Raw genomic sequence first — 20,785 nt, 5'->3', positions numbered from 1 at the left:
AGGGGAATTCTTCATACTGCAATGACTGACTGAATGCAATTAAACCACATAATACATTTTCGATAAAGCCCTTGTCACATAAAAGAACGGACCTCGTAATGGAGGTCCGTACCCTATCAAATCATTCTTACACTACCGGAACAATGGAATACGATCAAATCACCCGTGGCACAATAAAAGCCTCGCCATTTTGCAGCGGGGCGTTGGCTAAGGCGTCCTTCTGGGCAAGAGATTGCCTCACCGTATCTGTTCTGAAAGCATTATTTATGGATATTGTATGGGTGGTGGGCTGAACTCCCTGGGTGTCAAGATTGTTCAACTTATCAATATACCCCAGTATTCTATCCATCTGTCCAGCCATAACCTCAACTTCTTCCGGAGTAAGATCCAGCCGTGCAAGCTTTGCAACATAGCTGACTTCATCTTGTGTAATCTTCATTCATCGTACCGTTTGCAATTTATTGTCGGCGATAATCCAGTATCTGCCTTTGAGCGAGTGAATCAACTGTTCAAGAATCAAAAAACAAGACATCACTCAACCTGTGCTCCCTTTCATTACAAATGGGAGACCTTTTTCCGATCCATTAACAGGCTTACGAATATCTCGACATTTTCCGGATCAAATTGGGTGTTGGCATTTTTGCGTAACTCATCTGCCGCTTCCTGCATGGACATGTTCTTCTTATAACTTCTCTTCGAGGTCATGGCATCGTAACTGTCCGCCACCGTGATAATCCTGGCGAGTTCTCCAAGCTCATCACCCTTCAGTCCATCGGGATAACCCTTGCCGTCAAGCCTTTCATGGTGATGCCGGACAATCTCCGCCTCCCGCTTCAGAAACACCATGGGCTTTAAAATATTCTCACCAATTTCCGGGTGCTTCTTGATCCGTTCCCATTCCTCTTCATTCAGGGGGCCAGGCTTTTGGATACAGCTGGCATCAATGACCAGCTTGCCGATATCGTGAAGCTGACAAGCCCTTTCCAGCACCTGCAGGTCTATTGGTGAAAGCTGTTTCGCCCTGGCAATCATCAGGGAATATTCCGTCACTCTTCTGGTATGACCCGCAGTATACTGATCCTTTTCCTCAAGGGCTGTCTGCAGCGTGATAATTGTATTAACCGAGGATTCTTCAAGGTCTTGACTATACTGCTCAAGGAGGGCATTTTTTTCGGCAAGCTCTTTAGTTTTATTCTTTATCTCGACTTCAAGATTTTCCTTGTACGTCTTCTCGCTCAGGACATACATCCTCTTTTCAATGGCTCGCTTGATTTTGACATTGAAAAGGTCAAGATCTTCAATGGGCTTTGAGATAAAATCGTAGGCGCCAAGGTTGATTGCCTTTATTGCGTACTCAACGCTCCCGGCCCCGGTGATAAACAAGACAGGAATATCAGGCTCTTTATCCTTGATGGCTTCCATGGTTTCGAAACCGTCCATGCCCGGCATATTGATATCTAAAAGAATAACATCAAAAGCACTTGTCACTGCAACAACCGCCTCTTCGCCGCTGGTCACGGTTATAACTTCGTGGCCGAACATCTCAAGCACTTTTGCCACTGCTTCCCTTACAAGGCTGTCGTCGTCGGCAATCAGTATCTTACTTTTAGCAAACATGAATTTCCCTTAAATGACCCAGGTCATCAATTAGACTTGCATCAACATGCACAAAAAAAAATTTTACAATATCCAGAAGTCTTTTGCAAACTTTCTGACGTGCTCGAGACCCGGCAAAGAGGCCATATTGTTGCGAAGCGGATTCAATGTTTTGTCAGCAGAACCGGTCCCTGACAATTCGTTGAGAACGGCCGCCACTCCATCGCGGAGCCCCTGAAGGTTATATCCGCCTTCCAGAACAAATAATATCCGCCCGTCACAACACTCATTCGCCAGATCAATGAGGATGCGGCCGAGGCACCCGAACCCCTTTGCGGTAACCGCCATACCGCCAAGGGGATCCTCGATATATGTGTCAAAACCTGCTGAGACCAGAATGAGGTCCGGGTTATACTGCCTGATCACCGGAGCAACGATTTGATCGAATATCTGCACATAGGCGCCGTCTCCCTGTCCTCCGGACAAGGGGATATTGAGGGTATATCCTTGCCCCTTGCCTCTGCCGAACTCACTGATGGCACCGGTCCCGGGATAATAAGGATACTGATGTGTTGATATGTAAAGCACCTGGTCTGTATCATAAAAAGAATGCTGGGTGCCGTTTCCGTGGTGCAGGTCCCAGTCCATAATCACCACCCGCTGAGCCTTTAAATTATTCAAGGCATAATGGGCTGCAATCGCAATATTGTTAAACAGACAAAATCCCATGGCCTGGTCAGCTTCGGCATGATGCCCGGGAGGTCGCACCAGGGCAAAACCGTTATCGATCTCCCCGGCAAAAATCATCTCAACGCCTTTGACACAGGCGCCTGCCGCCATACATGCCGCCTCATAGGACCGGGGCGATGTCTGGGTGTCCGGATCAAGGCTGTCAAAGGTTTTACCCGATGTTTTGGCTATTCTTTCAATAAGCGCCGGCGTATGGTTATATTTCAGAATTTCGTAACTTGCCGGCTCAAAGGACGGATAAAGAAACCTGTCCTTATACGCGGGTTTATGAAGTTCATCATATATCACTTCCAACCGGTCTGGTCTTTCAACATGGGTAAAGCCGGGATCATGCTCAAGAAAAATCGGATCCTTAAATATTGCTGTTTTCTTCATCGGGAATGATGCCTATTAATAAGTATTTGCCAGGAAATTGATCTTATTATTCCAAATAATACATTAAAGTGAGCGCGCAGCAAAATAAAACCGCCCTCTTCTTTATAAGCTGCGAAAAGCCTGTGAGTTTTGGTATAGTTTAGCCATGAAAGCAAAACCCATTCAAAATATCAAAAAATCACCTTCAAACAGCACCTTTGTTAAAAAATATATCAGCATCATTTTAATTCTCGTCTGTTGTATTATGACCGCCACTTTTATTGGCTTTCATTTCAAGACGGACAGCCTGATTAAAAAACAACTCCGTGAGGAAGCAAAGGCTTATTTCCAGCAGATCGTTCTCACCCGTCAATGGATTGCCGATCATGGCGGTGTCTTCGTAAAGCTCGAAAACGATGTCCAGCCCAATGAATATCTCGAAAAAATCCCCGGCCTCAAAACCCGGATTATTGATCAGGACGGCGCCACCTATGTTCTCAAGAATCCCGCATCAGTCACCCGGGAGATATCCGAACTGGGCAGCCAGCAGCGAATCGTCCGCTTCCGGCTCACCAGTCTCAATCCAATAAACCCTTCAAACACCCCGGACGATTTTGAAGCGGAATCCCTTAAGAGCTTTATCTATGGGGCGCAGGAAGCAACCGCCTTTGAAAAAACCGGCAATCTGACTTTTTATCGGTATATGGCTCCGCTTTATCTTGATCAAGCCTGTCTTGAATGTCATAACGACCACGATTATAAAATTGGCGACATACACGGCGGCTTGAGCGTAACTATCCCTGCATCAAACTTTCTGGACAGGATCAGGAGCAGTAAAATTTATCTGGCCGTCTCGACCGGCATTACCATCACCTTTATTTTCCTGGTTTTCTTCTTTATTGCCCGAAAATTATTGACCAGCCTCAAAGATGCGGAAAAGAAACTCCTTGCCATGGCCACCAGGGACTTTCTCACCGGAGTGCTTAATCGCCGAGAGGGCATGCGGCGACTCAGGCAGGAAATTTCACGAAGTGTCCGCAAAAAACTTGATCTGTCCATCATCCTGATTGATGTCGACCACTTCAAAAACATCAATGACGATTTCGGACATCTGGCCGGAGACCAGGTACTCAAAAAAATTGCCTTGATGTTAAAAAGCGCGCTCCGCGAATACGACATTGTCTGCAGGTTCGGCGGCGAAGAATTCCTTATCGGCATGCCGCTGACCAACATCAACAAAGCGGAAGAAACTGCACAAAGAATCCTCAAACATATTGAAAAAATGGAAATAAAAATAAGTGACGTACTCACCGCCCGGGTGACAGTAAGCGCCGGCATCGGTCAACATAACATCGGTGAAGAGGTCGATGACCTCATCTACAAAACAGATAAAGCCCTCTACATAGCCAAAAACGACGGCCGCAACAAGGCCCGGAAAGCCGAGTAGTCAGAATATTTAACCACCCGGTCAAAACAAAACCCCAAGGTTTCTGAATATAGCAGTTAACGATCAGTGCGAATCACGCGGTCTTCGGTGATGATATAATCCATTCTCTGGTCGTGGTCCTGGGCAGGCACCTCCGGCACAATCTGGAGTTCAAAGGCGATTCCGATCCTTATTGCCTGCGGAGCACGGTCAACTAAAAAACGGTCATAATAGCCGCCGCCGTAACCCAGCCTATGCCCCTTTGCATCAAACACAGATCCCGGCACCACAACAAGATCAATTATTTCAGGAGCAATCGGCTGGAGCCTCTGGTGGTCTGGTTCCGGGATTGAACAATAGCCAGGCTGGAGATCCTTGTGGATATCCCCAATCGGATAGACTTTGAGTTGATGGTTTTCAGCTGTTACCGGCAGCACAAGGGTTTTCCCTTTGCCCAGACACCAGTTCATCAGTGAATAGGTCGCCACTTCACTGCGAAAACTGGCATAAAGCATAATTGTTGCAGCATGCTGAAAGGCCATAACCGAACAGAGATGTTCTTCTATTTTGCTGCTTTTCAGCTTTCTCAGTTCCGGCGACAGCTTGTCGCGCAGGGCAAGGATCTGCCGTCGCAATTGTTTGCTATCCGGAAAACTTGTTTGTTGATTTTCAATATCACTTTTCATGTCAGCAGATTAAACCATTAACAATGGTTATTCTCAATCTCACAAACAAATAAACCGAAATCAGCCATCTTGCAAGACTCCATCCGGTCCTTGCCATCTGCATCTGTTTCAAAGTATGTTACGATTATTCTGAAATTACCTGTTTATAACTTAAACCCCGAGCATTTATTGTGAACGTGACCAAACCTGATCTTTTTACCCGGCAGTTTTTCTTTATCAACGGATTATTTATCCTGGTGTATTCCAATATCGCCTTTTTCTTTCTCTACCCGTTATACCTTGAATCTCTCGGCGGCAGCAAAGCCCTGATCGGCTGGGCAATGGGCGCTCTGCCGGCAAGCACCGTAATCGTAAGACCCTTGATGCCCGCCCTTATCCGGAAAATAGGCATCCACAAAACCCTCCAGGCCGGCCTGATCACCATCTTTATCGCCTCACTGGGTTATCATATGGTTGAAAAACTTTCCTGGACGCTTTTTGCTGTCCGCATCCTGCACGGCCTGGGGTTCTCCGCATTTGTCGCCGCCTCATTTACCGCCGTGACCTATATAATCCCTGGCCAACGGCGGGCCGAGGCCTTCGGATATATCGGCGCAATCCTGCTGGGTTGCATTGCAGCGGCGCCGATCCTCGGGGAACAATTGATCACAGGGTTCGGATACCCGGCCCTTTTTCACAGCGCTGCAGCAACTGCCTTTTTTTCGATGATCCTTGTGGTGACCATCAGGCAGAAAAAAAATTCTGCGGATGACCCAAAAAACCACACCGGAATCTTATCGGTGCTTTACAAAAAAAATCTCTGGCTTGTCCTTGCCTCAACCCTGATTTTTGTTAACGCCAATGCTACGCTTCTTACCTTTGTTGCCCTCTTCGGCAAGGAGCAGGGCTTTTCCGGCCCGGTCTACTATGGCAAGATCGCCATCATTGCGATTCTCATCCGCCTGTTCGGAGCCAAGTTAATGGACCGTCACGGGAAAAAAAGATTCGCCAAATACAGCTTTCTGCTTTTGGGGGCCGGACTCATCTTGTTTACCGAAGCCGCCTCGGATTTGTTTTATTACGGCTCAATAATTTTATATGGCGCGGGTCTCGGCTGTCTCTATCCGGCGCTTAACGCCCTGGCAGTGGACCAGGCTGATGAAAATGAACGGGCTGCAGTCATGAGTCTCTTCACCGGAGTTTTCGATGCGGGTTTCATGTTCGGTGCCGTTCTTTCCGGAACCCTTGCCGATTTTTTCAGCTTAAAAACCACATTTCTGGTGATCGGCTTTTCGGTATTCCTGGGGGCCTTCACCATCACCAGGTCCGCCCTCAAAGAAAAGGTATTCTCCGCCTGAAAGATGTCTGCCGTGAATGAGTTAACAACTTGACCGAAACATATGCCGCGCCTATGATTAATCATCAGGCAACCCCTGAACCACAAACCAAAAAGATGGAGCCCGGAATGGGAAACAATCCAAAAGGCCCGAAAAAAAGCACCCTTAAAGCGGTGGTTTTTATCCTTTTTATTCTCAGTGCCATACTCCTTTTCCGATTTTCTCCGGTCCGGGAAATCATCACGCCGGACAATATCCGGAAAATAATCCAAGGCTTCGGCCCATGGGGACCGGTGGTTTTTATCCTGAGCTATGCCGCCGGCATCTGTATGTTTCTGCCGGCGCTGCTTTTTACCGGGATCGGCGCAGTGCTGTTCGGGCCTTATTACGGATTCCTCTATAATGAAGTGGGAGCGCTGATCGGCGCTTCAATCGCCTTTTACATCGGCCGCTATCTCGGCAGGGATTTTGCCGCATCGCTGATCGGTGAAGGCCTGAAAAAATATGACGCAAAAATCGCTGCAAACGGCTTTGCCACAACCCTCTATCTGAGGCTGATTTTTTTCCCCTTTACGCCGCTCAATTTCGGAATGGGGCTGACCAGGGTTACATTTAGAGACTATTTTTTCGGGACCCTCTTCGGGATTATCGCCGGCGGCTTTGTACTGACCTTTTTCTTTGCAAACCTGGCCGAGGTCTGGGCCAGCAACGACTGGTCGCAGCTGTTTAACACCAAATCACTCATTTCACTGGTTCTTTTTGTTGTTTCGTTCTTCATCCCCAGGGTTGTGAAAAAAATACGCCCGCCGGAAGAAAACGCAACAACAAAACATCCATGAAAAAGGAACTGTTTCATGCCGGAACTTCCCGAGGTTGAAGTTGTCCGAATGGGTCTGACCACCCATGTGGTTGGCAGAACAATTCAGGACATAACCTGGTCCAACAAAAAACTCCGGATGCCGGTTCCCCGCGCATTTCTGGATAATTTGATCAAAGGCAGGATAATTACCAGGGTTGACCGCCGGGGGAAATACCTCCTTTTCAGAATGGACAACAAGGCATCACTGGTTATTCATCTCGGGATGAGCGGCAAATTGAGCCTTTTTTCCAAAGAACAGCCTTTGCGCAAACACGACCATCTACGGTTCCATCTCGATAACGGCGTGGAACTGCGGTTCAACGATGCCAGGCGTTTCGGCTCCGTCCAGGTGTTGCCGCCCGGTGCGGATGAAACGAATTTGCTCAATATTAAAGGTGTTGAACCCCTCAGCAGAAATTTTTCAAAAACCTACCTTGCAAAGATGGCTCTGCATAAAACAAAACCTGTAAAGAACTTTCTGATGGATGGCGCTGTGGTGCTGGGCATCGGCAACATCTATGCATCGGAAACCCTCTTTATCGCCGGGATCAATCCAAACCGGGAATCAGGATGTATTTCCGCAACCGAATGGGCAAAAATAATCCGTGCCGGCAGGGCCGTTCTCAAAAAAGCCATTAAATTCGGCGGCACAACCATCTCGGATTTTGTCAACAGCAGCAACAATCCAGGTTATTTCCAGAACCAGCTCATGGTTTACGGTCGTGAAGGAAAACCCTGCCCAAAATGCAAAAGACAGATCATTCGGCAGGTCATGGCCGGCCGCGCTACATACTTCTGCCCGCATTGCCAAAAGGTATAATGAAAAAATTCAAGGAGTGTAAATCAAAGAATCCTGCCGAGAAGATGGGCGGTTTCCTTCAGTACCTCGTCAGGAAGATGGCGGGTGACTGAAAACCGCAGCCGTGATGTACCCTTGGGCACGGTGGGAGGACGAACGGCCGTGGCAAAAACCCCTTGTCTCCGCAAGCTCAATGCCGCATTCACCGCTTTCGCGACATCCCCTATCAAAACCGGGACAATCTGGCTGGGGCCGAAATCCCCGCCAATGCCATTTTCCCGGAGGGCATCTTTAAATACCCCGACCTTGGCAAAAAGCTCCCGGCGCAACGCCTCGCCCTTTTCCACAACTTTAACTGCGGCAAGAGAGGCGCCGATAACAGCTGGCGGCAGGGCTGTTGAATAAACAAAACTTCGCGCCTTATTGATCAGAAATTGAACCATGTCATGAGATGCCGCGATGTAAGCGCCGTAACTTCCCAGGGCCTTGCCAAAGGTGCCCATGGCAATATCAACCTGGTCGACCACACCTTCTTCCTGAATTACTCCGCCGCCGTTGCTGCCGAACACCCCGGTAGCATGGGCCTCATCCACCATCAACTGGCAGGAGTATTTGTTCTTGATGGCAACGAGATCTCTTAATGGACACCGGTCGCCATCCATACTGTAAATGGATTCCACAACAATGAGGGCGCGGCCCTTACCCCGTTTATCCCTAAGCAATTCCTCAAGATGGTTTACATCGTTATGCTGGAAGCGCTGCATCTGGGCGCCGGACAATTTGCAGCCGTCATAGATGCTTGCATGGTTCAGACGGTCAGTAAATATCACATCGCCGCGGCCGGCCAGTGCCGGAAGCACGCCGATATTGGCCATGTAGCCGCTGCCGAAAACAAGGGCGCTTTCTTTGCCTTTAAGCTTGGCAATACTCTCTTCAAGCAAATGATTCAGGTTATTGTCGCCGCTCATAAGACGGGCAGCGCCGGCGCCGGCACCGTATTGTTCAAGGAACTCCCTGCTTTTTTTGATTACTTCAGGATGCTCGGTAAGAGCCAGATAATCGTTGGAGGAAAAGTCCCAGAGCGGGCCTGCGGCCTCAGCTCCGGAAACAAGTTTGATGCGCCCACCCCTGATCCTTTCATGGGGGACAAGCTTTCTCAAGGTCCCTGCTGCTTTTTGTTCCTCAAGCCACTGAGAAACGTAATCGTCCATACTCATTTTACCCAGCTCTCTTTTGCTTAGGTGCTTCTAAAACAAGCACAGCCTGAAAAGGTTTTATTGTTAAGCATTTCCACTCATTTTCATTAGAATTCAAGGTATTGTGGAGCGGGAGATTTCAAGGTACGCGGACCCTCGAAGTGGCGTAGTCTCCGAGTGTCTGAGTGAGGACCGAGCGAGTTTTTGAAATCCAGCGGAACATACCGTAAAATTCAGGCACTATTCAAACAGCGAAGGGAAAAACCTTTGCCACCCATCGCTTATAAATTCTACCGGCAGTATACCACAGGCTTTTTGACGAATAATCAGGAATTCCAGATTTTTTTCATGTCCTGAACCAGCTGATTGTCCGCTTCAGGAGAGCGGCCCCGCTGGGTCAGATAACCGCCGATCATCATGCCATCCGCGCCGGCCATAAACGCCATACCCAGAAAATCATTGAGTGCTGATTCCCTGCCGGCACAGAGCCTTACAGGAATTCCTCCGACAATTAACCGAAACAATGCTATTGCCCGAAGAATTTCTTCTATGGATAACCTGGCGGTGTGTTCAAGGGGGGTGCCGGGCAGCGGAATGAGGATATTTAAAGGGACGGAATCCACTTTGCATTCTTTCAGGGTCAAGGCCATGGAAATACGGTCGTCTTCTGTTTCGCCGAGGCCGATAATCCCGCCGGCACATACTTCAAGTCCTGCTCGCTGGGCAGCCTTGATGGTTTCGATGCGCTCATCAAAGCTATGGGTTGAGACAATTGTATCAAAAAATTCCCTGGAAGATTCGATATTATGATGATAGCGGCTCAAGCCCGCATCTTTCAGCACCATAAAACTGTCGTAGGACAAAATCCCCAGGGAGGCGCAGACCTTTATATCAACGCGACTTCTGATTGCAGCAATAATTCCCGCAACCTTTTCCACCTCAGCTCCCTGCATGCCGCGACCGCTGGTCACCAGGGAAAAATGCCCGGCGCCGATACTTCGCGCCTCTTGGGCCGCAAGAACGATTTCTTCAATGTCTTTCAGGGGATAAACCGAAATATCGGTTTTGTAATGCGCCGATTGCACGCAGAATTTACAATCCTCGCTGCATTGCCCGGATTTGGCGTTGATAATGCTGCACAGAGAAAATTTCTCGCCGCGGCTGGCAAGCTTTTTCTCAAGGGCTCGGCCCATCAGCTCCGCAACCGATAACTTCCGTAAGGACTCAATTTCTTTTCCAAAATCCTTCATTTTCTTTTAAGACCAAAAATTCCCCCGGCCGTATTGCTGAATGCCGGCGTCCTGCCGGCATGTCGGGAGCTGCGACTTTTTTTACGAACATGGACGGGCTCATGGTCGGGAACATGCTCTGGCTCGGGTTTTCGGATGCTGTTTAACGAGGTTACCATATCGCCGCCGGTTGCTTCCCGATAAATTTCATAGAACTCCAGGCCCGTATTGAAATAACTTTTTCTCAGAAACCAGCCTGGCCATTTACTCTTTTCGGAAAACTTAATAAATGTTGGCAGATTCACCAGCAGAGAAGTAATATTTTCTTTATCCAGCCGCTTAATGCTCAACCGGTTGAAATTCAGGTTCAGCTCATAGCGCATCTGCCTTGAAAAAGTAAAATGCGCCTTGCCGGAAAGATCCAATTGCATCAATCCCATTTTTTCCTGGGCCCACGGGATAAGAAACAATGCTATAAGCAAATGATCCGGCAGTTTATGGCCATCATTCTGCAATCTGTCAATAACCTGGAAAATTTCCAGAAGGAACTCAAGCGCCGGGGTTACCTTTGGAGTTTGAGGGTCTTGCGGTGGGTCGGTCGCGGGTAACAGGAGGTCTTCATAAAAAGGAAATATCTCAAAAAATATTCTGCTTTCAATTGCAATTCTGGCCCATGCAGCTAGAGAACCGCTCCGAAAATCCTTAAACACCTCATCCCGGATTCTCGAAATCGGGCATAGTCTCAGATCAGCAGAATGCTGCAGTATTGCCTGCCAGGTTATATCTTCAATGGCAAAATCATTTCGGGATGCATGCCTGATAGCCCGCATAATCCGCACCGGATCCCGGATAATTCGCCTTTCCGGATCGCCGACAATCCTGATTATACGTTTTTGAATGTCTTCAACACCGCCGCAATAATCAATAACCGTGTGATTCTCTATCTCGTAAAATAAGGCATTAATGGTCAGATCTCTTCGGAAGGCGTCGTCTTCAAGGGAGCCGAAGGTATTGTTGGACTGCAGGACTTCATTTTCGCCGTTGATGTCATACTCGCTCTTGCAACGCAGCGTCGAGACCTCGACAATCTTGCCGCCGCGAAAAAGGACCTGCACCAGGCGGAATCGATTGCCGATAATCCGGCTGTTATTAAACAGCTTGCGAAGTTGTCCAGGCCTGGCATCGGTGCTGATATCGAAATCTTTCGGTTTTTTCCCGAGGAAAATGTCACGAACGCCGCCGCCCACGAGGTAGGCGGAAAAACCCGCATCCCTGAGTTTATACATGACCTTGAGAGCCTCACGGTCTATGTCATGTCTTGAAATCGGATGCGCTGATCGGGGGATTATTCTTGGCTCCGGCATCACTTATCAATTACATTAAGTTGCGGTCTGATCCGCATGGATTATTTTTGAAAAGCGGCAACCGCTTCCCCATGGATGAAAGCTCTTCCGGACCCCGACAAAAAAACTGTCGTCAAATTCATGGCTGTGCATTTGCCGATGTCGAGGCAAGATGAACGTTTGCGAAATTCCGAATGCGGCAGGATCGGAGAAGCGTATAAAAACATCATTATATGAATGCAGGAAGGGAAAAATTAATACTGAACTCCCGGCTCTTTATATTTTGATTCAGCCTGGGCGACGAACTGATCGAACACTTCCTTCACCGTCAGGATCTCCTTCATTTTATATACATTCTCTCCGGTAAAAAACAGGCCGTCTTCAAGGTTTCCCTTACGCGCAAAATTCAGTCTGTCGGAAATGCAATAATAATGGCTGCATTTTTTCAGGCATTTATACTTGCACTCCTTGGTCATAAGATTCTCTTGATCAAGCAATCTCTTGACAAATGGGGTTTTAAGCGCCCTGCCGGGAAGACCAACCGGAGACCGGATCAGCGTCACATCCTCTTTCGAGGCATTGAGCATCGCCTGTTTGAATCCATCGGCAACCGAACATTCCTTGGTAAGCACAAACCGGGTGGCGATCTGAATTCCGTCCGCCCCGTACTTGTCCATCATTTCAGCCATTTCAAAACCGTTGGTCATTCCGCCCGCAGCAATCAGCGGCACCTTGCTCACAACTTTACGAATTTCAGGAAACAAATCCCGTAAGGCTATATCCGTACCCAGATGACCGCCGGCTTCCTTGGCTTCAACGATTATTGCCGCGGCGCCGAGTTTTTCCGCAAGGCGCGCGAACGCCGGCGATGAAACAATGGAAACAATCGGCGTGTTGGTTTCTTTGCCGATTTTGAAAATATCCCTGGAAAATCCGGCACCGGTGACAATCATGTCAACCCCGGCTTCAATGGATGCCATGACCAGGTTATAAAAATTCTTCATGGCGAACATGATGTTCACCGCGATAATTCCCTTTGTCTCTGCTTTGGCTTTGCGGATATCCGCCTGTAATTCATCTGCCGGGATTGCCGAGCCGCCGATAGTGCCGATGCCGCCGCATTCGGCAACGGGAACAGCAAGTGCTGATGTGGAAACACGTATGGACATCCCCCCCTGCACCAAAGGAATCGGCGCAGTAAAGGGACCAATAGTTAGTGATGGTAATTTCATTCTTTCTTCTATATCTCCGACTTTTTATATAATTACTAAAATAGTTAAAAATGCACCCGACAATATGACCTGCCTTATCAATTTTGTCAAGACTGGTAAATATCTTCAAGCGCAACATCAAAAAGCTAACAAAGCAATGAGTTAACATCCATCTTACAAGGAACTTGGCAATTGCAAGAAGATACGCTACAATCATCCTGTTTTATTGGATAGTTATGATTCAAAATATCGGCATCAACCCATATAAACCCCAAGCCAAAGAAACCCTATGAGCAATCAATCTTTTCTGCCTTTCGTCCCACCGGAACATATCGGCTTTGATATTGACGGGGTTGTTGCCGACACCATGGAAGCATTTATCCGTCTTGCACGCCATGACTACGATATAACCGTTGAACCGGAAAAGATCACTGCTTTCATCGTTGAAGACTGCCTGCCCATGGATCCTGTTATAATTGATGAAATATTTACCAGGCTTATGAATGCCCCCATTGAAGCGGGGCTCCGGCCCATGCCCCATGCCGTCGAAGTTCTGCAGGAATTGTCAACACATGCCCCATTGAGTTTCGTGACCGCAAGGCCCTTAAAAGAACCCGTCCATGACTGGCTGATAAATGTCCTGGGTGAAAAGACTTGCAAAGATATGCGCCTTGAGGCGACCGGCGAGCATGACGGCAAAACAGAATGCATCAAGGAGATGAATCTCCGGTATTTCATCGACGACCGGGCGGAGACCTGCCTCATGCTGAAAGAGGAGGGAATTATGCCTTTTGTTTATGAACAACCATGGAATCGCGGCAGAAAACAGCTTCGATATATTTTCAACTGGCATGATGTCCGGGACATGTGCCTTGCCCAGTCATTCCCCGGTCCTTAACTTTCACCGCACAGTAAAGCATATTCTGCTTGTCCTTTCCTGTTCTTTTTAGATACAATTATTAATATCTTTAATGTATTATGAAAACTTCACCTGACAAAAACCAACCTACAAACAAAAAAAACCCTGTGCCCACAGTGGATGTAATTATTGAGATTAATGACGGCATTGTCTTAATAGAAAGAAAAAACCCGCCACATGGGTGGGCATTGCCCGGAGGCTTTGTTGATTACGGCGAATCACTTGAACAGGCTGCGGTGCGTGAAGCCCTTGAAGAAACCGGTCTTCAGGTCAGACTGATAAAACAATTTCACACCTATTCCGATCCTGACAGAGATGCAAGGCTCCATACGATTTCAACCGTTTTTATAGCAGAAGCCGAAGGCGTTCCCAAAGGGGCCGACGATGCGATTCAGGCGAAAATTTTTTCAGAAGAAACCTTGCCACCACTGGTATTTGATCATAAAAGAATATTAAATGACTATTTTAGCCAACAAAGATCCTCTTGAGAAAAAAAATTTTAAAGTTCTCATAGTGGACGACAACCCCCTGATCCGGGAACTTCTGGAATTCTCCCTGAATTCTTTCGGTTATGCGTATACTTCTGCTGAAGACGGGATTGAAGCTACCAAACTCCTCAAAAAAGAACCTTTTGCAATCGTCATCACCGACATGATCATGCCTAACATGGACGGCATGCAGCTCCTGAGCCATATCCGGGAGAATTACCCGCAGATCGGCGTCATCGTCATTACCGGCTACACCGGTTCCTTCAGCTACACCGACGTAATCAAGGCCGGAGCCAACGATTTTATCACCAAACCGTTTACCGCAGATGAACTTGAAGCAAAACTCAATCGCCTCACCCGGGAGCAGGAATACATCAGAGAACTCGAATATCTGTCTTTATGCGATGCACTGACAAACCTTTACAACCGCAGGTATTTCGACGTAAAACTTCACGAAGAGGCGCATCGCTCCCATCGCCAGAATTATCCCTTGACGCTCCTGATGATCGATGTGGATCGATTCAAGGATTACAACGATTCTTTCGGCCATCAGGCCGGAGATGACGTCTTAAAAGCTATCAGCGATATCCTTTTAAGTTGTACAAGAGAAAATGTCGACTGGGTTTTCCGGCACGGCGGCGACGAGTTTGCGATCATTACACCATATATTACAATCGAGCAGACGCTGCATATTGCCGAACGGATATTAAACACCTACAGAAGCAAGAATTTCACCCCTACCACTTTAAGTATCGGCATTGCCCGGTTCTGCCGGAACGAAAAAAACTCATGGGAAGAGGATCTGACCACTTTTGTGCGCAGGGCCGATAATGCCCTATATAAAGCAAAGGATTCAGGAAAAGACAATATAGTTTGCGACAGCAATTAATTTCCAGCCTCGATTCATCTCTCACCTTTTTGATCATCCACCAAAAAATCAATTATCCTATAATTGCTCACCCGCTACCATCCTTTATATAGCTGAACCTGATAAGTTGATACAATCGCGGTTAAAGGGTCAGGAGAAAACCCCAAAAGATTCTTCTGTTAACCCGCAGGAAACCAAACATTATAAAATATCAGTAAAACAAGCCTGAGCCAGAAGGGGTGACCGAAAACACTTCAAAGACTTTGGCGCAAGGTATTTGTTATTGATGCCATCACTGTTGCATTAAAGCCAAGACGCCGTGCCACAGTGAGCTTGAATCAATTAAAATCACAATTAACCGTTGTATTTGATCACCGTCTCTGGTATATAACCGCTTTCTATACTACTGGAAGGAGGAATGTCTTAATGGTAACCAACGAAACAAACACAAAACAGCAGGAAGACAGCAGCGTAACATCAACCGACGGCATGAGCTTTGCCGAACTTTTTGAGGATAGCATCAAAGTCGCTTCGGTTGGCGAGGTTGTCCTTGGCACGGTAATCAGTATCTACAAAGATTTTGTCGTGGTTGACATCGGCGACAAATCTGAAAGCAACATTTCGGTTTCTGAATTCAGAACCGAAGGAGTTGATGCCGATATAAAAATCGGTGATACTTTCGATGTCTTCGTAGAAAAACGTGAAGCCGAAGGTGGTCTGCGTCTGTCACGCGAAAAAGCTATCGGCATCAAAGTCTGGGAAGATATTGCTAAAATACAGGAAGAAGATAAAACCATTCAGGGTCGAATCGACAACCGAGTCAAAGGCGGACTTTCTGTTGATATCGGTGTACCCGCTTTCCTTCCGTATTCTCAGATTGACTTACGTCCGGTAAAAGACCTTGATTCCCTCATCGGCAAAACCTTTGAGTTCAAGGTCCTCAAATATAATAGAAAGAGAAACAATGTCGTAATCTCCAGGCGGGCGATTCTTGAAGCAGAAAGAAGCCAGCTTCGCGATGAGATGCGCTCCTCTCTTGAAGAAAACGCAATTATCAAAGGGAAAATTACCAACATTACGGATTACGGTATATTTATCGATCTGGGCGGCATGGACGGACTCTGCCATATCACCGATCTTTCCTGGGGCCGCGTTTCCCACCCGTCGAAACTTTTCAAGGTTGGCGAAGAAATCGATGTCAAGGTCCTCAAATACGATAAAGAGGCTGACAAAGTTTCCCTGGGTGTCAAACAGCTCAAACCCGACCCATGGACAACTGTTACGGAAAGATACCCGCTTAACTCCAAAACAACCGGTAAAGTCGTAAGCATCACTGACTATGGTGTATTTGCCGAACTTGAAGAAGGCGTTGAAGGACTCATCCACGTTTCGGAAATGTCCTGGTCCAAAAAGACCCGCCATCCATCTAAAATAGTCGGAGTCGGCGATGGAATTGAAGTCGTCGTCTTAAACATCGATGTTGATGCCAAACGTATTTCTCTCGGCATGAAACAACTGCAGCCCAATCCATGGGATCTTGTTTCAGAAAACTATCCGGTGGGTTCGATCATTGAGGGGAAAATCAAGAACATTACCGACTTCGGCGTCTTTATCGGCATCGAAGAAGGCATTGACGGACTTATCCATGTATCCGACCTCTCCTGGACCGAACGAATCAAACATCCCACGGAAAAATACGCCAAAGGCGAAACAATCCAGGCCGTTGTCTTGAAAATCGATCGCGAAAATGAGCGGTTCTCTCTTGGCATCAAGCAGCTCGAACCAGATCCATGGCAGAAAGCCATTGAAAAATACCCCATCGGCTCCAAGGTGGAAGGTAAAATTACCAATGTCACTGATTTCGGTATTTTCGTAGAAGTGGAAGAAGGCATTGAAGGCCTGGTTCACGTCTCTGAAATCAGTAAAGATAAGGTCAATACTCCGGTGGGCATGTATAATATCGGTGACACCATTGAAACCAAGGTTATCAACGTTTCCGCCAAGGACAGAAAGATCGGTCTTTCAATCAAGGCGCTCACTGAAGATTCCGACAAAGGTGATATAAGCGACTACAAGAAAAAACAGGCCAGCAGCGGGCCTTCAACGCTCGGCGACTTGTTGAAAGAAGAACTTGAGAATAAAGATACAGCAGCTGAAGCCGAGCAGGTGACTGCCGCCGCCGAAGCAGATACGGAAGAAGATAAATAGCCCGATTATTTGAGAGCCAAGGCCGTGCGATCATTCCGCCGAGACCACCCTATTTTACTGGGCATTCTAATGCTTGGAGCGATATTTTTTCTCTTCTGGGCTGGGATAATTTTCTTCATCTCCGCCCTGGGAAGTTCGGAAAACTCAGAACTCTTCAGTAAAACAGATGGTATCGGCGTTATTGAGCTTAAAGGTATTATTACTTCCTCTGAGGAAATTGTCACCGACCTTGCGGCCTTTCAAAAGAACAGCAGAGTCAAGGCAATAATCCTCAGAGTTGACAGCCCGGGTGGTGCTGTTGGTGCTTCCCAAGAAATATTTACGGAAATCAAACGCACCAACGGCATCAAACCTGTTATCGTTTCCATGGGCTCGATGGCTGCATCAGGAGCCTATTACGCCTCTCTCGGCGCGCAAAAAATTATTGCAAATCCAGGGACGCTTACCGGCAGCCTCGGCGTTATAATTAAGTTTCCCAATCTGGAAAATCTTTTTGAAAAAATAGGGTATAAAAGCGAAGTTGTTAAAAGCGGTGCCAATAAGGACATCGGCTCAGCCACAAGACCGATGACCGCGGAGGAAAGAAATATCCTCCAGGCGCTTATCGACAATGTGCATGAGCAGTTTATCAATGACATTGCCAAAAGCCGCGCCCTTGCCCCGGAGGTTGTTCGAAAACTCGCCGACGGTCGTATTTACTCAGGCGAGCAGGCGAAAGATCTTGGTCTGATTGATGATTTCGGAAATTTTGCAGATGCGATAAAACTCGCTGCAACCCTTGCAGGTCTCCCATCGGAAACACCGCATCTCATTTTTCCAAAAGAAAAAAAATTCTCTTTGCTGACGCTTCTGGCAGGTGAGACCGGACAAACGCTTACAAATCGCTTTATCAATATCTCACCGATTCTTTCCTATGAATTGACCTTTCAGCCTCAAAATTAATAAACGCAGCCCCTTGTTTGGTAACGCTCAAGGTGTTGCATATCGCAAACAATAGAGAGTGATTTAATGTTGAAACGTGATTTAATTAACGAAGTATCCGAAGAACTGGGTGGCTTTCTGAAAAAAGACGTCAGGCAAGCACTTGATATTATACTGGATAGCATCGCAGATGCATTGTCCAAAGGCCGCAGAGTGGAAATCAGGGGTTTTGGCAGTTTTTCAATCCGTCAACGAAAAGAACGGACCACTAAAAATCCAAAGACCAGCAAGGTAATGCATATTCCACCGCGCAAAACCCTTAACTTCACAATGAGCAAATCCCTCAAAGACCCTTTGGTAAAAAATCATAAATGATTGAATATTGAAATGCCGCTGTAACCTCAGGGTCCCCCCAGCAAATCAACTTGTTTCAACGCAATAACCCGATGGAATAAGTCTTTCTTCGATTTCATCACCAATAACGTTTGTGACAAGTTTATTTTACCGATCCTTTTCAGGTCATGAAATTTTTTTCTGGGGAGTTTACGGAAAAAACCCAAAAAAGCTTCCTAGATGAAGGGTCCGATGTCCCCCTTGCCGTTCCGCAGGACAACCGGATAATCCTCCACTAGAGATATTATGCTTGACGGTTCAGGAAAGAGAGACCCGCCGTCGATAACAAAATCAACCTGCCGACCCAATTTATCCTCAATTTCAAAAGCCTCGGACAAAGGCCTGTCCTCATCTTCGGTAACCGCACTTGTTGTCAGAATCGGATTTCCCAGGGCTTCGATGAGTTCTCGGCAGATATTATTATCAGGAACTCTGATACCCACGGTCTTCTGTTTGGTGGTCAGTATTTTGGGAACAATCTTTGCCGCCGGCAGAATAAAGGTATATGCCCCGGGAAGATTCTTTTTCATAATCCGATACGCGGAATTCGATATATAACAGTAATCACTTACATTTTTCAGGCTGGAACACATGAAACTGAACGGTTTGGTTTTCGGCCTTCTCTTGATCTGATAGATTCTTTTTATGGCCTTCTGATTAAATATATCGCAACCGATGCCGTACACCGTATCGGTTGGATAGCAAATGACGCCCCCGCGCCTCAGACACTCCACCGCCTGACTTATAAGACGCGGTTGGGGATTATCCGGGTTAATATTTAAAATCATATCGTTATACTGTTTTTCTGTTTAGAATCTGATCCCATGCATTATTATGGGGGAACATTTGCAATACGTATAGGCTTGTTTTGTTTCTTTCCCGGGTTTTATTCCGGTTTATCGCCGGCAAGGCATAATATATCAATCATTAAGCAGAAGCAATGCCAAACCAAATGAATATAGCCGCTGGAATCGATCTCGGCTCAAACAGTTTCAGGCTGCTGATTGCCGAAGTCAAAGAAAACCACCTTATTCCCCTTGAAAAAAAACTCATATCCGTGCGTCTTGCCCAGGGGCTCTCCCGGGGAGGTAATCTTTCTGACCAGGCGATGTGCCGGGCATTTGATGCCCTGTCTGATTTTAATCTGCTATTACAAAAATACAATATATCATCCTGCAGGATGTGCGGCACCGCTGCTTTGCGGAACGCCGACAACGCTGCCCTGTTCATCTCCCGGGCGACTCGAATAACCGGTTGCGAATTGACTGTTTTAAGTGGTGAAGAAGAGGCCCTTCTCAGCTACCAGGGTGCCTGGGGGTTTCCCCCCGGAACTGACGATAACCCGAGATTATATATTGATGCAGGAGGCGGAAGTACCGAGCTGGTGCTCGATTCACACCTCGACGATAGTCCTTGTGCAATAAGCCTGAACCTTGGTGCGGTTTCAGTAACGGAAGAATTTCTTTTAAGCGATCCACCGAATCCTGAAGAGCTGAAAAAAGCCGCAGCACATATAACCAGGGTTTTGCGGCAAGGGTTCAGGATTCTTTCATTTGAAAAACAGAATTTGACCCTCCTTGCCTCAGGGGGTACGGCAACGGCCCTTGCGGCCCTGGATCTTGAACTTGAAGCTTATAATGAAAAACTTGTCCAGAATCATTTTTTAACTTCTGAAAATCTCCAACGGCTTGAACACCGGCTGACTCGGCTTGCAGCGGCTGAACGAAACAGGCTGCCGGGGCTTGATAAAAACCGTGGAGAAATCATTATTGCCGGATTGATGATTTATCAATCAATAATTGACTTCATACACGCTCCCGGAATAATAATCAGTGATGCAGGGTTACTGGAAGGAATTTTACTGAGCGGCCTTAAAGGAGATTACTGCTGCTTCTCCCGTTGAGGGGTTCATGAAAAACCTTTCCGGCTTGACCGTTTACAGCCGATTCCTTATAAAAGAAGGTGCTCCTCAACAATTTTCCCGGCATTTTATTTTTTTTTGCCGGCGGCTTGCCGCCTTGCCCGAAACAGCGAATCGATCAGCCCCGAAGTGTGCATGACAGGAAGTCATAAAATAATTTGGCCTCTATGCTTCAATCTGAAAATTATATTGCGTCAGATAAAAGAATAATACACTTTTACAGCTAGTTGTTGAAAAAAACCTGTAAAAACAGTACATGAATGTACCATAAAAGCTTGCCTTGATTTGTCGCCCGCTTTCAG

General features: G+C 47.0%; 20 protein-coding genes. 11 read left to right on the top strand and 9 right to left on the bottom strand.

Translation table 11 applies throughout. The annotated features are described in order from the left end of the window. Positions 1 to 154: 154 nt before the first annotated feature. From gatC to KKE17_07120, 3 genes are all read right to left on the bottom strand, one after another. Positions 155 to 439, bottom strand: coding sequence for an Asp-tRNA(Asn)/Glu-tRNA(Gln) amidotransferase subunit GatC (gatC, locus tag KKE17_07130; protein MBU1709760.1), 285 nt, complete (start codon positions 437 to 439; stop codon positions 155 to 157). A 116-nt stretch (positions 440 to 555) separates the two neighbouring features. Continuing rightward, complete coding sequence (locus KKE17_07125) at positions 556 to 1,617, bottom strand: response regulator (protein ID MBU1709759.1); 1,062 nt, start codon at positions 1,615 to 1,617, stop codon at positions 556 to 558. 63 nt (positions 1,618 to 1,680) lie between these two features. Beyond that, the gene (locus tag KKE17_07120; protein MBU1709758.1) at positions 1,681 to 2,721 is read right to left on the bottom strand and encodes a histone deacetylase; all 1,041 of its coding nucleotides are present in this window, start codon (positions 2,719 to 2,721) and stop codon (positions 1,681 to 1,683) included. 145 nt (positions 2,722 to 2,866) lie between these two features. On the opposite strand from KKE17_07120, the gene KKE17_07115 reads away from it, so the two are divergent. Then, positions 2,867 to 4,147: a diguanylate cyclase gene (locus tag KKE17_07115; protein ID MBU1709757.1), complete on the top strand. Its 1,281-nt coding sequence runs from the start codon at positions 2,867 to 2,869 to the stop codon at positions 4,145 to 4,147. A gap of 56 nt (positions 4,148 to 4,203) precedes the next feature. On the opposite strand, the gene KKE17_07110 is transcribed toward KKE17_07115, so the two are convergent. Next, on the bottom strand, positions 4,204 to 4,812 hold the full coding sequence (locus KKE17_07110; protein ID MBU1709756.1) for a 5-formyltetrahydrofolate cyclo-ligase: 609 nt from the start codon (positions 4,810 to 4,812) through the stop codon (positions 4,204 to 4,206). A gap of 170 nt (positions 4,813 to 4,982) precedes the next feature. Here KKE17_07110 and KKE17_07105 point away from each other — a divergent pair, with 170 nt between their 5' ends. The 3 genes from KKE17_07105 (at position 4,983) to mutM (ending at position 7,807) form a co-directional block, all read left to right on the top strand. After that, entirely contained in the window at positions 4,983 to 6,149 is a 1,167-nt protein-coding gene (locus KKE17_07105; GenBank protein MBU1709755.1) for an MFS transporter, read from the top strand. A 95-nt stretch (positions 6,150 to 6,244) separates the two neighbouring features. Next, positions 6,245 to 6,967 carry a TVP38/TMEM64 family protein gene (locus KKE17_07100; protein ID MBU1709754.1) on the top strand — a complete coding sequence of 241 codons (723 nt, stop codon included), beginning with the start codon at positions 6,245 to 6,247 and terminating at the stop codon, positions 6,965 to 6,967. A gap of 15 nt (positions 6,968 to 6,982) precedes the next feature. Then, on the top strand, positions 6,983 to 7,807 hold the full coding sequence (gene mutM / locus KKE17_07095) for a bifunctional DNA-formamidopyrimidine glycosylase/DNA-(apurinic or apyrimidinic site) lyase (protein MBU1709753.1): 825 nt from the start codon (positions 6,983 to 6,985) through the stop codon (positions 7,805 to 7,807). A gap of 23 nt (positions 7,808 to 7,830) precedes the next feature. Here mutM and KKE17_07090 read toward each other — a convergent pair whose 3' ends face one another. The 4 genes from KKE17_07090 to KKE17_07075 all read right to left on the bottom strand — a co-directional run bounded on the left by KKE17_07090 (position 7,831) and on the right by KKE17_07075 (position 12,786). Next, positions 7,831 to 8,997, bottom strand: a complete 1,167-nt coding sequence (locus tag KKE17_07090) for an 8-amino-7-oxononanoate synthase (GenBank protein MBU1709752.1) — start codon at positions 8,995 to 8,997, stop codon at positions 7,831 to 7,833. A 311-nt stretch (positions 8,998 to 9,308) separates the two neighbouring features. Then, on the bottom strand, positions 9,309 to 10,232 hold the full coding sequence (gene bioB / locus KKE17_07085; protein MBU1709751.1) for a biotin synthase BioB: 924 nt from the start codon (positions 10,230 to 10,232) through the stop codon (positions 9,309 to 9,311). Continuing rightward, positions 10,229 to 11,575 carry a poly(A) polymerase gene (locus KKE17_07080; GenBank protein ID MBU1709750.1) on the bottom strand — a complete coding sequence of 449 codons (1,347 nt, stop codon included), beginning with the start codon at positions 11,573 to 11,575 and terminating at the stop codon, positions 10,229 to 10,231. The genes bioB and KKE17_07080 overlap by 4 nt, the downstream gene beginning before the upstream one ends. 233 nt (positions 11,576 to 11,808) lie before the next feature. Next, positions 11,809 to 12,786: a nitronate monooxygenase gene (locus KKE17_07075; protein MBU1709749.1), complete on the bottom strand. Its 978-nt coding sequence runs from the start codon at positions 12,784 to 12,786 to the stop codon at positions 11,809 to 11,811. Between the two features lie 268 nt (positions 12,787 to 13,054). Here KKE17_07075 and KKE17_07070 point away from each other — a divergent pair, with 268 nt between their 5' ends. The 6 genes from KKE17_07070 to KKE17_07045 all read left to right on the top strand — a co-directional run bounded on the left by KKE17_07070 (position 13,055) and on the right by KKE17_07045 (position 18,544). After that, positions 13,055 to 13,663 (top strand): hypothetical protein, encoded by a 609-nt coding sequence (locus KKE17_07070; GenBank protein ID MBU1709748.1) that lies wholly within the window; start codon positions 13,055 to 13,057, stop codon positions 13,661 to 13,663. Positions 13,664 to 13,743: 80 nt separating this feature from the next. Beyond that, a complete protein-coding gene (locus tag KKE17_07065; protein ID MBU1709747.1) occupies positions 13,744 to 14,172 on the top strand; it encodes an NUDIX hydrolase in 429 nt (142 codons plus the stop codon). After that, positions 14,141 to 15,061, top strand: coding sequence for a diguanylate cyclase (locus KKE17_07060; protein MBU1709746.1), 921 nt, complete (start codon positions 14,141 to 14,143; stop codon positions 15,059 to 15,061). Before KKE17_07065 ends, KKE17_07060 begins: the two co-directional genes overlap by 32 nt. 405 nt (positions 15,062 to 15,466) lie before the next feature. Beyond that, on the top strand, positions 15,467 to 17,248 hold the full coding sequence (locus KKE17_07055) for a 30S ribosomal protein S1 (protein ID MBU1709745.1): 1,782 nt from the start codon (positions 15,467 to 15,469) through the stop codon (positions 17,246 to 17,248). A 69-nt stretch (positions 17,249 to 17,317) separates the two neighbouring features. Then, on the top strand, positions 17,318 to 18,190 hold the full coding sequence (gene sppA / locus KKE17_07050) for a signal peptide peptidase SppA (protein ID MBU1709744.1): 873 nt from the start codon (positions 17,318 to 17,320) through the stop codon (positions 18,188 to 18,190). A 66-nt stretch (positions 18,191 to 18,256) separates the two neighbouring features. Beyond that, positions 18,257 to 18,544: an integration host factor subunit beta gene (locus KKE17_07045; GenBank protein ID MBU1709743.1), complete on the top strand. Its 288-nt coding sequence runs from the start codon at positions 18,257 to 18,259 to the stop codon at positions 18,542 to 18,544. A 194-nt stretch (positions 18,545 to 18,738) separates the two neighbouring features. Here KKE17_07045 and KKE17_07040 read toward each other — a convergent pair whose 3' ends face one another. Further along, positions 18,739 to 19,350, bottom strand: a complete 612-nt coding sequence (locus KKE17_07040; GenBank protein ID MBU1709742.1) for a threonylcarbamoyl-AMP synthase — start codon at positions 19,348 to 19,350, stop codon at positions 18,739 to 18,741. 152 nt (positions 19,351 to 19,502) lie between these two features. On the opposite strand from KKE17_07040, the gene KKE17_07035 reads away from it, so the two are divergent. Beyond that, entirely contained in the window at positions 19,503 to 20,465 is a 963-nt protein-coding gene (locus KKE17_07035; GenBank protein ID MBU1709741.1) for a hypothetical protein, read from the top strand. Positions 20,466 to 20,785: the final 320 nt, after the last annotated feature.

Source organism: Pseudomonadota bacterium, from assembly GCA_018823135.1.
Lineage (GTDB): Bacteria > Desulfobacterota > Desulfobulbia > Desulfobulbales > CALZHT01 > JAHJJF01.
The sequence above is the reverse complement of the archived record's forward strand: the minus strand, read 5'-3'. Positions and strand labels throughout refer to the sequence as shown.